At 75.6% G+C, this 11,350-nt stretch carries 12 protein-coding genes; 11 read left to right on the forward strand and 1 reads right to left on the reverse strand.

Annotation, left to right across the window (positions count from 1 at the left end; all coding sequences use genetic code 11):
* Positions 1 to 58 precede the first annotated feature (58 nt).
* The 3 genes from TK50_RS29835 (at position 59) to TK50_RS29845 (ending at position 3,458) form a co-directional block, all read left to right on the forward strand.
* On the forward strand, positions 59 to 1,348 hold the full coding sequence (locus TK50_RS29835; protein ID WP_043968883.1) for a beta-ketoacyl synthase N-terminal-like domain-containing protein: 1,290 nt from the start codon (positions 59 to 61) through the stop codon (positions 1,346 to 1,348).
* Positions 1,345 to 1,662, forward strand: coding sequence for an antibiotic biosynthesis monooxygenase family protein (locus TK50_RS29840; protein WP_043968884.1), 318 nt, complete (start codon positions 1,345 to 1,347; stop codon positions 1,660 to 1,662). Before TK50_RS29835 ends, TK50_RS29840 begins: the two co-directional genes overlap by 4 nt.
* A gap of 401 nt (positions 1,663 to 2,063) precedes the next feature.
* Complete coding sequence (locus TK50_RS29845) at positions 2,064 to 3,458, forward strand: class I adenylate-forming enzyme family protein (RefSeq protein WP_043968885.1); 1,395 nt, start codon at positions 2,064 to 2,066, stop codon at positions 3,456 to 3,458.
* Positions 3,459 to 3,508: 50 nt separating this feature from the next.
* On the opposite strand, the gene TK50_RS29850 is transcribed toward TK50_RS29845, so the two are convergent.
* The gene (locus TK50_RS29850; RefSeq protein ID WP_043968886.1) at positions 3,509 to 4,174 is read right to left on the reverse strand and encodes a 4'-phosphopantetheinyl transferase family protein; all 666 of its coding nucleotides are present in this window, start codon (positions 4,172 to 4,174) and stop codon (positions 3,509 to 3,511) included.
* 15 nt (positions 4,175 to 4,189) lie between these two features.
* On the opposite strand from TK50_RS29850, the gene TK50_RS29855 reads away from it, so the two are divergent.
* From TK50_RS29855 to TK50_RS29890, 8 genes are read left to right on the forward strand one after another with little or no spacing between them, the layout of a single operon-like run.
* Positions 4,190 to 4,456 (forward strand): acyl carrier protein, encoded by a 267-nt coding sequence (locus tag TK50_RS29855; protein ID WP_043968887.1) that lies wholly within the window; start codon positions 4,190 to 4,192, stop codon positions 4,454 to 4,456.
* On the forward strand, positions 4,456 to 4,701 hold the full coding sequence (locus TK50_RS29860; protein WP_043968888.1) for a hypothetical protein: 246 nt from the start codon (positions 4,456 to 4,458) through the stop codon (positions 4,699 to 4,701). Before TK50_RS29855 ends, TK50_RS29860 begins: the two co-directional genes overlap by 1 nt.
* Positions 4,694 to 5,788: a beta-ketoacyl synthase N-terminal-like domain-containing protein gene (locus TK50_RS29865; RefSeq protein WP_043968889.1), complete on the forward strand. Its 1,095-nt coding sequence runs from the start codon at positions 4,694 to 4,696 to the stop codon at positions 5,786 to 5,788. The genes TK50_RS29860 and TK50_RS29865 overlap by 8 nt, the downstream gene beginning before the upstream one ends.
* Positions 5,789 to 5,832: 44 nt before the next feature.
* Positions 5,833 to 6,369 carry a beta-ketoacyl synthase chain length factor gene (locus TK50_RS29870; protein WP_144420476.1) on the forward strand — a complete coding sequence of 179 codons (537 nt, stop codon included), beginning with the start codon at positions 5,833 to 5,835 and terminating at the stop codon, positions 6,367 to 6,369.
* A complete protein-coding gene (locus TK50_RS29875) occupies positions 6,366 to 7,982 on the forward strand; it encodes a class I adenylate-forming enzyme family protein (RefSeq protein WP_043968890.1) in 1,617 nt (538 codons plus the stop codon). The genes TK50_RS29870 and TK50_RS29875 overlap by 4 nt, the downstream gene beginning before the upstream one ends.
* Positions 7,979 to 9,247 carry a beta-ketoacyl-[acyl-carrier-protein] synthase family protein gene (locus TK50_RS29880; RefSeq protein WP_043968891.1) on the forward strand — a complete coding sequence of 423 codons (1,269 nt, stop codon included), beginning with the start codon at positions 7,979 to 7,981 and terminating at the stop codon, positions 9,245 to 9,247. The genes TK50_RS29875 and TK50_RS29880 overlap by 4 nt, the downstream gene beginning before the upstream one ends.
* 59 nt (positions 9,248 to 9,306) lie before the next feature.
* Positions 9,307 to 10,422, forward strand: coding sequence for a 4-hydroxyphenylpyruvate dioxygenase (gene hppD, locus TK50_RS29885; protein ID WP_043968892.1), 1,116 nt, complete (start codon positions 9,307 to 9,309; stop codon positions 10,420 to 10,422).
* Complete coding sequence (locus TK50_RS29890; RefSeq protein ID WP_043968893.1) at positions 10,419 to 11,348, forward strand: phytanoyl-CoA dioxygenase family protein; 930 nt, start codon at positions 10,419 to 10,421, stop codon at positions 11,346 to 11,348. Before hppD ends, TK50_RS29890 begins: the two co-directional genes overlap by 4 nt.
* Positions 11,349 to 11,350 lie beyond the last annotated feature (2 nt).

The following is an 11,350-nucleotide window of genomic DNA, read 5'->3' on the forward strand; positions in this document are numbered from 1 at the left end:
ACGGCGGCACCGCACAGGGCGGCACCGCGCACGGCGGGGCGGCGTCGGGCGGGGCGGCGTGACCACCCGCGCGGTGGTCACCGGGATCGGGGTGGTCGCCCCGAGCGGCATCGGTGCCGAGGCGCACTGGGCCACGGTGGTGTCGCGGACCCGGCGCACCGGCCCGATCACCCTGTTCGACCCGGCGTCCTACCCCACCCGCGTCGCCGGTCAGGTGCCCGACTTCGAGGCGCTGACCTGGGCGGACAACCGCCGGCTGGTGCAGACCGACCGGTGGACGCACCTGGGGTTCGCGGCCACCCGGCTGGCGCTGGCCGACGCCGGGCTGCCCGAGCACGCCCCCGAGCCCTACGGGTACGCCGTGACCCTGGCCAGCTCGTCGGGCGGGAACCTGTTCGGGCAGCGGGAGCTGCAACGGCTGTGGGGCGGGCCGTCGCGCACCGTCGGGGCGTACCAGTCGATCGCCTGGTTCTACGCTGCCAGCGTCGGGCAGCTCTCCATCCACCACCAGTTCAAGGGCCCCTGCGGGGTGCTGGTCAGCGAGTCCGCCGGCGGGCTGGACAGCCTCGCGCACGCGGTGCGTACCGTGCGGCGGGGCACCCCCGTGGTGATCGCCGGGGCCACCGAGTGCCCGCTGAGCCCGTACGCGCTGGCCTGCCAGCTGCGGTCCGGGCTGCTCAGCGTCGCCGACGACCCCGCCCGGGCGTACCAGCCGTTCGACGCCGACGCCGCGGGGTACGTGCCGGCGGAGGGCGGCGCGGTGTTCGTGGTGGAGGAGCTGTCGCACGCCCTGGCCCGGGGGGCCCGCATCTACGGGGAGGTCACCGGCTGGGGGGCCACCCACGACGCGGTGCACACCGGCCCCGGCCGGGCCGGGGACCCCGTCCAGTACGCGCGGGCGATGCGGCTGGCCCTGGACCGGGCCGGCGTCACCCCCGACGACGTGGACGTGGTGCTGCCCGACGCGCTGGGTACGCCGGGCCACGACCGGGCCGAGGCCGACGCGCTGCGCGCGGTGTTCGGGGCCCGTCCCGTGCCGGTGACCACGGCCAAGCCGCTGACCGGCCGGGCGCACCAGGGCGGGTCGGCGCTGGACGTGGCCACGGCGCTGCTGGCCTTCGCCCACGACACGCTGCCCGCCTCCGCCGGCCCGGACCGGCCGGCCGACGGCTGCGAGCTGGACTTCCTGCGGGAGCCCCGCCGGCCCGCGTCCCGGGTGGCGCTGGTGGCCGCCCGGGGGTTCGACGGTTTCAACAGCGCGCTGGTGCTGCGGGGCGCGGCGGCCCGCCCGGCACCGGCGCCCCGCCGGGCGGCCGAGCCCGGCCCGACCCAAGGAGTGGCACGATGATCGAACAGCGGGCGCGGGTGGTCTTCCTGGTCCGGGTGCCGCAGCAGCGCACCGGGGACTTCCTGCGCGCCTACGAGGCCATCCGGCACCTGGTCGCCGAGGGGGTGCCGGGGCACCTGGTGGACCAGGTGTGCCGCTCGTCGGCCGACCCGGAGCAGTGGCTGATCACCAGCGAGTGGGTGAACCTGGCCGCGTTCGAGGCGTGGGAGCGCAGCCCGGAGCACCGGGACCTGGTCAAGCCGATGCGGGAGTGCTTCACCGACGCCCGGTCGCTGCGGTTCGTCGTCTACGCGCAGACGCCGGCCCTGGCCTGATTTCGCGGGCGGGGCACCCCGTCGCCATAAGATCGTGTATCTTCGATGGGTGGCTGCCGGTCGGCAGTCACCCATCGGCGTCAGGCCGACGTGGGGAGCCGTCAGGCCTCACGCGGGCAGGCGTTCGGGCCGAATCTGGGCAGGCTGCCGCCCGGGTGTGCCGGCTCCACGGTGGGCAGGCTCCCGCCCTGCGCCGGCGGCGCGCCGACGGCCTCGCGGCCCCCGATCCTGCCCGGCGAACCGGCTGACCGGCAATCGGGCCGCACGACCTTTTTGATCTAGCCATTTGCATCTAGTAATGGTCTCGGCGGCTGTCGTAGTGTTCCGTCAGCACCCCGGAGGACGCACCACATTGGGCAGTTATGCCCATTTTCGATGCTGGGCGGTAGACCACAGTGACCATGGATCGTTCGGCAGCAGAATCTACAGTAGACCACCCTACCTGGGTTGACGACCTCTTGCTGGCCGGTCCGTCGGCCGAAGTTTGTCTGCGGCTGCCCGACCCGGTGGACCGGGGCACGCTGCGCCGGCTCGTCGCCGAGGCGCAGGCCCGGCTCACCGGCGCCGGGCTGCGTCCCGGGGGCGCCGCCGCGCTGCGCCTGCCGCCGTCGCTGGCGTACGTGGTGAACCTCCTCGCCACCTGGCGCACCGGGGCCCAGGCGATCCTGCTCGACCACCGGCTCACCGACCACGAGGTGCAGGGCGCGCTCGCGCGGCTCACCCCGCAGGTCGTCGTCGCCCCGGTGCGCAGCGGCGGCGCCGCGCTGAAGATCTTCGTCGACGTCACCGAGGGCGTCACCGCCTACTCGGACCGGCCCGCCGGCAGCCCGCACGCGGTGATCCAGCTCAGCTCCGGCTCCACCGGACCGTCCAAGGTGATCGGTCGCAGCGCCGCGTCCCTCGTCGCCGAGGTGCGCCGCTACACGCGCATCGACGGCGTGGCCCTGCCCGGCGAGCGGATCATCCTGCTGCCGTCCATGGTGCACGTGCTCGGTCTCGTCGGCGGGCTGCTCTACGGCCTGCACGCCCACGTGACGCTGGTGCCGCCGGACCGGCTCAGCGGCGACGCGGTCCTGGCCGCCATCGCCGCCGACGACACCCCCGCCACCGTGCTCGGCGTGCCGTTCCACATCGGACTGCTCGCCTCCACCCGGCCGACCGGCCCGCTGCCGCAGTTCAAGCGGATGACCACCGGCGGCGAGCTGGTCCCGCCGGCCGTCGTCAATGCGTTCGTCGACCGCTTCGGCGTGCCGCTGGGCAACATGTACGGGATGACCGAGGTCGGCGTCATCGGCACCGACCTGCACGGCTGGCACCGGCCCTCGATCGCCCCCGCCCCCGGGATCACCGTCCGCGAGTCGGCCACCGGCGAGCTGTGGGTGAGCTGCCCGGACTCGCCGTACGTCGGGCTGTCCGACCCGGACCGCTGGGCCGACGGCTGGCTGCACACCCGCGACGCCGGCACCGTCGACCCCGACACCGGCCTGGTCACCGTGCGCGGCCGGCTCGACTCGCAGGTCTCCGTCGGCGGGCTGAAGGTCGACCTCACCGAGGTGGAGGCCACCCTCGCCGGGCTGCCCGGCGTCGCCGCCGCCGTGGTCGTGCACGACGGCGACATCACCGCGTACGTGCAGCCGGACGGGCCGCTGTCGGAGGAGGTGCTGGAGAAGCTGCTCGCCGAGCGGCTCGCCGCCTACAAGCGGCCCCGCGTCCTGCACCTGCTCGATCGGCTGCCCCGGACCACCACCGGCAAGCTGGTCCGCTCGACCGAGGCGCTGCGGGCGGCCACGCCGTGACCGGCCCGCTCCGGCGGCCCGTCGCGGTGCCCGCCGACCTGACTGATCGATCAGTCGATCACCAGCTCGACGCCGTCCGCCGGCCCGTCGACCGCCAGGGCCAGCACCAGGTCACCGGCCAGCACCAGGCCGCCGGCCGGAACCGGCCCGTCGCCGGCCGGGCCGCCGCCTGCGGGCAGCCGGGGGTGGCCGACCCGCAGCCCACCGGTCCCCGGGACGGGGCGCAGCAGCTCACCCGGCCCGCCGGGGACCGGCATCGGCCGGCGCAGGCCGCCGTCGCGCAGGCCGCGCCCGAGCGCCTTGCCGACCGCCTCCTTGGCCGTCCACAGCAGCAGGAACGCCTCGACGCGGTGCCCGGGAGGGCGTCCGCGCAGCCAGGCCGCCTCCTGCGGGGCGTACCAGCGGCGGGCCAGCGCCAGCGCGGGCAGCTCCCGGCGGCGCTCGACGTCGACGCCGACCCCGCCGCCGCGGCGGGCCGCCACCACCACGACCCCGCCGGTGTGGCTGACGCTCACCGGCAGCTCCACCGCGTCACCGGCGTCGACGAGCGGCCGCCCGGCCGCGTCGCGTCCCACCCGGATCTCCGCCTCCGCCCGGCCGAGCAGCGTGCCACCCGCGCGCCGCAGCAGCCGCCGGGCCGCCGCCGGCCGATCGCCGTCGGTACGGCCGAGGAACACGTACACGGTGTCCCGACCGGGCACCGCTGACTGGCTCACGGAAAGAGGTTAACCATGCGCGACGAGGTCCGTGCCTTCGTCATCTCCCAGCTCGACGACATGAACTACGACGTCGACGGCATCGACGACGACACCACCCTCGGCCCGGCCGGCGTCGACCTGGAGTCGCTGGCCCTGGCGGACCTGGCCGTCCGCGTCGAGGACCGCTACGGCCTGAAGTTCGCCGACGACGAGTCCGAGAAGCTGGCGCTGATGACGGTCGGCGAGTTCACCACGATGGTCGCCGACCGGGTCGCCGCGACGGCCGACGGCAACTCCTGATGGCCGGTCAGCCCGACCTGGGGCGAGCTGACCTGCTGACCATGCTCGCCGAGATGACCGCGAAGCCCGTCGACCAGGTGTCCGACCGGGTGGGCTCGATGGAGCTCGCCTGGCTGGTCCACCTCGTCGAACAGCGCTACGACCGCCGGCTCGACCTCACCGACGACCAGCTCGCCGGCATCCGGACGGTCGACGACGCCCTGGCGGTGTTCCACACCTGCCTGACCGCCCCCGCAGATGGCTGAGCGGGCCCCCGTACGGATCACCGGTGTCCACGCGCTCAGCGCCCTCGGCAGGGGCGCCGACGCCCAGCTCGCCGGGGTGCTCGCCGGCGCCCCCGCGTTCCGGCCCGTCGGCCGCTTCGACACCAGCGCCCGGCGGGTCGGCGTGGCGGCCACCCTGGCGGACGCCGGCCCGCTGGCCGACGAGCTGACCGGGGCGGTGCACGCCGCGTGCGCCGCCGCCGGGCTCGACGCGGCCGGCCGGGCCGCCGCGCCGCTGCTGCTCGCCGCCCACGGTGGGGCGGGCGTGCCGGCGCTGGCCGGGGAGCTGGCCCGCCGGTGCGGGCTGGCCGGTGCGTCCCGGGTCTACACGAGTGCCTGCGTGTCGGCGTCCACCGCGGTCGCCGACGCCGCCGCGCTGATCGGCCGCGGCGACGTCGACCGGATCGTCGTCGCCGCCGGGTACCTGGTCGAACCCGACCAGTACGCGCTCTTCGACGCCGGCCGGGCCCTCGCCACCGACGGCGCGGTCCGCCCGTTCAGCGCCGGGCGGCGCGGGCTGCTGCTCGGCGACGGCGTGGCCGCCGTGGTGCTGGAGTCCGCCGCCGCGGCGGCCCGGCGGGACGCGCCGACGCTGGCCTCGGTGCTCGGCTGGGGCCGGGCCGGCGACGCCTACCACCCCTGCCAGCCCGACCCGCAGGGGCGCGGCCTGGCGCGCGCGCTCGGCGCGGCCCTGCGCCGCGCCGGCCTGCGCCCCGAGGACATCGGGTACGTCAACGCCAACGCCACCGGCACCGGCTACAGCGACGCGGCCGAAGCGGCGGCGCTGCGGCTGGCCTGGGGCGAGCACGCCCACCGGGTGCCGGTCAGCTCGACCAAGGCGCTGCACGGGCACGCGCTGGAGGCGTCCGGGCTGCTGGAGCTGGTGGTGACCGTGCTGGCCGTACGGCACGGGAAGCTGCCGGTCAACGCCGGCTGGCTCGGCCCGGACGAGGCGTGCCCGCTCGACGTCATCCGCGACGCGCCCCGCCCGGCCGCCACCGGTTACGCGGTGAGCCTCAACGCCGCGTTCGGCGGCGCCAACACCGCCCTGCTGGTCGGTGCGGCGTGACCGGCACCGGGGAGCTGCCGACGGCGACGGACGGCCGGCTGCGGGTGCTCGCGCAGGCGCGCTGGCCGGAGCCGGGCGACGCCGCCCCGCCGACCCTGCCCGGGTTCGTGCACTCGCAGTTCAGCCCGGTCGTCGCGGCCGTCGCCGACCGGTGCCTCACCCGACGCCACGGCGAGCGACCGGCCCCGGAACCGGCCGGCGGGCGGACCGCGGTGGTGCTGGTCAGCGCCGCCGGGGACCGGGCCAGCGCCGACCACGTGCACGCCACGGTCGCCGCCGGGGGACGACCGGGCCCGCTGTTCTTCTTCCAGTCGGTGCCCAACAGCGTGGCCGGGCACGTCGCCGCGCGCTGGGGGCTGGGCGGGCCGGTGGTCTGCCTCGCCCCGACCGGGGACCCGCTGGCCGAGGGAACGGCCGAGGCGGAACTGCTGCTGAGCGACGGCGACGCCGACGAGGCACTACTGATCCTGATCGAACAGGCACCCGACGACGCCGGTGCGGGCGTCCAGGCCGCGGCACCGGGCTCCCTGCCCGGGACCGCCGCCGTCGCGGTGCTGCTGGGGCGAGGAGACGCACGATGAAGACCAAGGGACTGCGCGGCGTGCTGGCCGCCGACACCGAGCTGGGCGCCGGCAACGTGCTGGCCCGGGTGCTGGCGCACGGCGCCGACCCGGACGGCCCCGGCCTGACCTTCGACACGGAGGTCGACGGGCACCCCGCCGAGCGCCCGCTGACGCTCGGGCAGCTCGACGAGCGGGTCGCCGCCCGCGCCGCCTGGCTGCGCGCCCGGGGCGTCAAGCCCCGCGACCCCGTCGCCGTCTGGGCCACCGCCGCCGCCGACATGGTGCTCAGCTTCCTGGCCCTGACCCGCCTCGGCGCGATCCCCGCGCTGATGAACGGCAGGCTGCGCCCGGAGATCGCCGCCGAGTACATCCGCCGGCTGCGCGGCGCGGGCGTCCTCGCCGACGCCGCGCACACCGAGCTGCTGGCCGGGCACGACCTCGGCGCGCCGCTGCTCGGCACGCCCGCCGACGCCGGCACGGGCGACCCGGCCGCCGCCGGGGCCCACTACCGGCACCACCCCGACGACCCGATCGTCATCACCCACACCTCCGGCACCACCGGCGTGCCCAAGGCGGTGCTGCACTCGCACGCGAGCCTGTTCGCCGCCACCCGGCACCTGCTGTCCATGCCGCAGGCGCAGGGCACCCGCCGCATCCTCAACGCGCTGCCCGCCCCGCACACCGCGACCGTGCTCATGGTCAACCAGGCGCTGGGCAACCGGGCGGAGATGTTCCTGCTGTCCGACCAGGGCGGCGAGCGGGTCCTCGACGCGATCCAGCGGTGGCGGCCCGACGGCGTGTTCGGGTTCTCCGTCACCTGGGCGGAGCTGGCCCGGTTCGACCTGTCCGCGTACGACCTGGACTCGGTGCGGCTGTGGTTCAACACCGGCGACTGCTCGCACGAGCCGCACGTGCGCCGGCTCGTCGCGGTCGGCTCGCGGGACACCGTGACCCGCCAGGGCGTGGTGCGGGTGCCCGGGTCCGTGTTCATCGACGGGCTGGGCTCCAGCGAGATGGGCCACTCGATGTTCCACATCACCCACACCGCCGACACCGACCGGTACGGCCGCTGCGTGGGCCGCCCGTACCAGTTCACGAAGGTCGCCGTGCTCGACGCCGACGGCAACGAGCTGCCCCCGGGGCAGGTCGGCTTCCTCGGCATCGACTCGCCGTCGCTGTTCCGGGGCTACTGGAACGACTCGGTCACCACCTACCGGTTCCGGCTGCGCGGCTGGTACCTCACCGGCGACCTGGTCTACGCCGACGCCGACGGGCGCTACTACCACCTGGACCGGGCCGTCGACTCCGTCGAGGTCGGCGACGGCCGGCGGTTCTTCACCGCCCTGTCCGAGGAGCGGGTCCTCGCCGCCTGCCCCGACGTCACCGACTGCACCGTGGTGATCGTCAAGGAGGACGACCGCGTCGTCACCGACGTGCTGCTGGAGCTGGCGGCCGGGGCCGACCCGGGCGTCGACCGCACCGAGGCGGTGCGCGCCGCGCTCGGCGCGGACGTCGGGGCGACCCTGCGCCGGGTGGTGCCGGTGCGCTCCGAGGACATCCCGGTCACCGTCACCGGCAAGGTCCGCAAGGTGGTGCTGCGCGAGCGCTACCTGACCGAGTCGTCGTCGTGACCGCCCTCATCACCGGGATGGGCCTGCTGACCCCGGCCGGGCGGGGGACGGGGGAGACCCTCGACGCCCTGCTCGCCGGCCGGTCCGGGCTGGTCCGCCCGCCGCAGGACCACCCGGCCCACGGGTCGCTGGAGGCCGCCGGGCTGCTGCCGGACATCGACCCGCGCACGGTCGCGTCCGGCCCGGAGACCCGGGTGCTGGACCGGATCGTCGTGCTCGCCCTGCTCGCCGCCGCCGACGCGCTCGCCGACGCCGGCATCGAGGTGGGCCGCGACGTCGACCCCGCCCGGATCGGCGTGATCGTCGGCGGCGTCGGCGGGATGGCCACCCTGGAGCGGCAGGTGCTGGCGCGGGCCGAGCGGGGCCGGGCGGCGGTCAGCCCGTACCTGCTCACCGGGATCCTGCCGAACATGCCGGCGGCGCGCATCGCCATCGCCCACGGCATCCGCGGCTACAGCTCGTCGGTCGGCACGGCGTGCGCCTCCGGCGCGCAGGCCGTCGCCGACGCGGTCCGGCTGATCCGGGCCGGGGAGGCCGACGTGGTGGTCTGCGGGGCCAGCGAGGCCCCCCTGTTCCCCACCTTCGCCGACACCTTCGGCAACGCCCGGGCCCTCGCCCGGGGCTGGGCCGACCCGGCCGAGGCGAGCCGGCCGTTCGACGCCCGCCGCAACGGCTTCGTCCTCGCCGAGGGCGCGGCGCTGCTGGTGCTGGAACGTGCCGAGCACGCCGCCGCCCGGGGCGTGGCCGGCTACGCCGAGGTGGCCGGGTACGGGGCGAACACCGACGCCCACCACCCCACCGCGCCCCGGCCCGACGGGGCGGGAGCGGCCGAGTGCATGCGCCAGGCCCTGGCCGGCGGCGCGGTGACGGCCGGCGACGTCGGCTACGTCAACGCCCACGGCACCGGCACCAAGCTCGGCGACATCGCCGAGATCACCGCCCTGACCGACGTGTTCGGCGAGGGCCGGGTGCCGGTCAGCTCCACCAAGGCGCTCACCGGGCACCTGCTCGGCGCGTCCGGGGTGCTGGAGGCCGCCGCCACCGCGCTGGCGCTGGGCCGGGGGCTGCTGCCGCCGACCTGGAACCTCGACGACCCGGACCCGGCCTGCCCGGCGGACCACATCCGCAAAGAGGCCAGGCGGGCCGACGTGGAACACGCGCTGACCAACTCGTTCGGCTTCGGGGGGCAGAACGTGAGCCTGCTGCTGCGGCGCACCGCCGGTGCGGGTGCGCGCGCCGCCGCGCCGGGAGGTGATCTCGCGTAACACCCCGGGCGGGGGAGCCCGGACGGCAGTCACGGGGGGACATGGGGAAGGGCTGGTAAATGGACATCCGTTCTATAGATCACATCGAACTCTTCGTGGGGGACGCCCGGCAGGCCGCCTTCTACTTCGGCACCGCCGTCGGGTTCCGCCTGGCCGGGCAGGGCGGCCCCGAGACCGGGCTGGCGGGGCAGCGGTCGCTGCTGCTGCGCCAGGCCGACATCCGGATGGTGCTCACCTCCGGGCTGACCGCCGGGCACCGGGCGTCGACGTACGTGCAGCGGCACGGCGACGGCATCGCCGTGGTGGCGCTGGAGGTCGACGACGCCGCCGGTGCGTACGCGGAGCTGGTGGGCCGGGGGGCGACGCCGGTGACGCCGCCGGTCACCTTCACCGGCGCGGACGCCGAGGTCGTCACCGCCGAGGTGGCCGGCTTCGGCGACGTGCTGCACCGGCTGGTGGAGCGCCGGGGCGCCCGGCGCGACTTCCTGCCCGGCGCGTTCGAGACCACCGAGCCCACCGAGCCGGCCGGCGACGACGGCCTGCTCGCCGAGATCGACCACCTGGCGATCTGCGTGCCGCCGGGGCAGCTCGACGCGACCGTCGCCCACTACGAGCGGGTCTTCGGCTTCGCGCAGATCTTCACCGAGCACGTCGAGGTCGCCGGGCAGGCGATGAACTCCACCGTGGTGCAGAGCCCGTCCGGGCGGGTCACCCTGGTGCTGCTGGAGCCGGACCGCAGCCACCGGCCCGGGCAGATCGACGCGTTCCTCACCGAGCACGCCGGGGCCGGCGTGCAGCACCTGGGGCTGCGCACCGACGACATCGTCACCGCCGTCGGCGCGCTGCGTTCCCGGGGCGTCCGGTTCGCTGGCACCCCGGGGGCCTACTACGACGACCTGGAGCGGCGGGTCGGCCCGGTCGACGCGCCGCTGGACCGGCTGCGCGAGCTGAGCATCCTGGTCGACCGCGACCACGGCGGCCAGCTCCTGCAGATCTTCACCGAGTCGATGCACGTGCGACGCACCCTCTTCCTCGAACTCATCGAGCGACGCGGGGCGCTGACCTTCGGCAGCGGCAACATCAAGGCCCTCTACGAGGCCAAGGAACGGGAGCTGGCCGCGGCGGGGGCGACCCCCGCCGTCGCGGCTGGCACGGCACAAGGGGTTGGGGCATGACCACCACACAGATCCACCCGGCGCTGACCGCGCAGGAGGAGGCGCTGCTGCCGTCCGACGAGGACGTGCGGCACTACGCCGAGCACGGCTGGTACCTGTCGAAGAAGCTGTTCACCGACGAGGAGGTGGACGCCCTCGTGGCGGCCACCGACCGGTACTACGACGGCGAGCGGGACCGCACCCTGCCGGTGCGCCCGCCGAAGCTCGCCTACTGGGACCCGTCGAAGGGCCCGGTGCAGCGGCACAACGACTACGTCCACTACGAGCACGACGGGATCGCCGCGATCCTGCGCAAGCCGCTGCTCGGGGCGGTCGCCGCCCGGCTCGCGCGGGCCGCCGAGATCCGGGTGTTCCAGTCCACGCTGATCTACAAGCCGCCGATCGACGGCGAGCCGTCGAACATCGTGCCCTGGCACTTCGACAAGCACTACTGGTCGTCCTCGTCGTCGGAGGACATGCTCACCGCGTTCATCCCGTTCCACGACTGCGGTGAGGAGATGGGCACGATCACCATGGTCGACGGGTCGCACCGGTGGAAGGAGATCGGCGCCGACGACACCGTCGTGCGGCACTTCGCCGAGCGCGACCGCGACCAGCTCGAGGAGATGCTGGCCCGCAACGCCGCGCACAACGGGGCCCAGATCCGCAAGATCCCCATGGTGATCCCGAAGGGACACGTGAGTTTCCACCACTGCCGCACCTACCACGGCAGCGGTGCGAACGTCAGCGGTCGCCCGCGCCGGGCGATCTCGCTGCACCTGCAGGACGGCGCGAACGCCTACCGGGAGTTCCCGCTCTCCGACGGCACCCTCGCCGCGTACAACCACGACGTGCTGGTCCGCCGCACCCACGACGGGCGGCCGGACTACGCGGACCCCGACTTCTGCCCGGTCATCTGGCGCGACCGCGCCCAGCAGGGAGGCTGACA

Source organism: Micromonospora haikouensis (assembly GCF_000876225.1).
Classification (GTDB): Bacteria; Actinomycetota; Actinomycetes; order Mycobacteriales; family Micromonosporaceae; genus Micromonospora; species Micromonospora haikouensis.

Bases quoted from the DNA above. Each gene is read 5' to 3' on its own strand.
- TK50_RS29840 (WP_043968884.1), top strand. From the start codon at position 1,345: ATGATCGAACAGCGGGCGCGGGTGGTCTTCCTGGTCCGGGTGCCGCAG.
- TK50_RS29845 (WP_043968885.1), top strand. From the start codon at position 2,064: ATGGATCGTTCGGCAGCAGAATCTACAGTAGACCACCCTACCTGGGTT.
- TK50_RS29855 (WP_043968887.1), top strand. From the start codon at position 4,190: ATGCGCGACGAGGTCCGTGCCTTCGTCATCTCCCAGCTCGACGACATG.
- TK50_RS29860 (WP_043968888.1), top strand. From the start codon at position 4,456: ATGGCCGGTCAGCCCGACCTGGGGCGAGCTGACCTGCTGACCATGCTC.
- TK50_RS29865 (WP_043968889.1), top strand. From the start codon at position 4,694: ATGGCTGAGCGGGCCCCCGTACGGATCACCGGTGTCCACGCGCTCAGC.
- TK50_RS29875 (WP_043968890.1), top strand. From the start codon at position 6,366: ATGAAGACCAAGGGACTGCGCGGCGTGCTGGCCGCCGACACCGAGCTG.
- hppD (WP_043968892.1), top strand. From the start codon at position 9,307: ATGGACATCCGTTCTATAGATCACATCGAACTCTTCGTGGGGGACGCC.
- TK50_RS29890 (WP_043968893.1), top strand. From the start codon at position 10,419: ATGACCACCACACAGATCCACCCGGCGCTGACCGCGCAGGAGGAGGCG.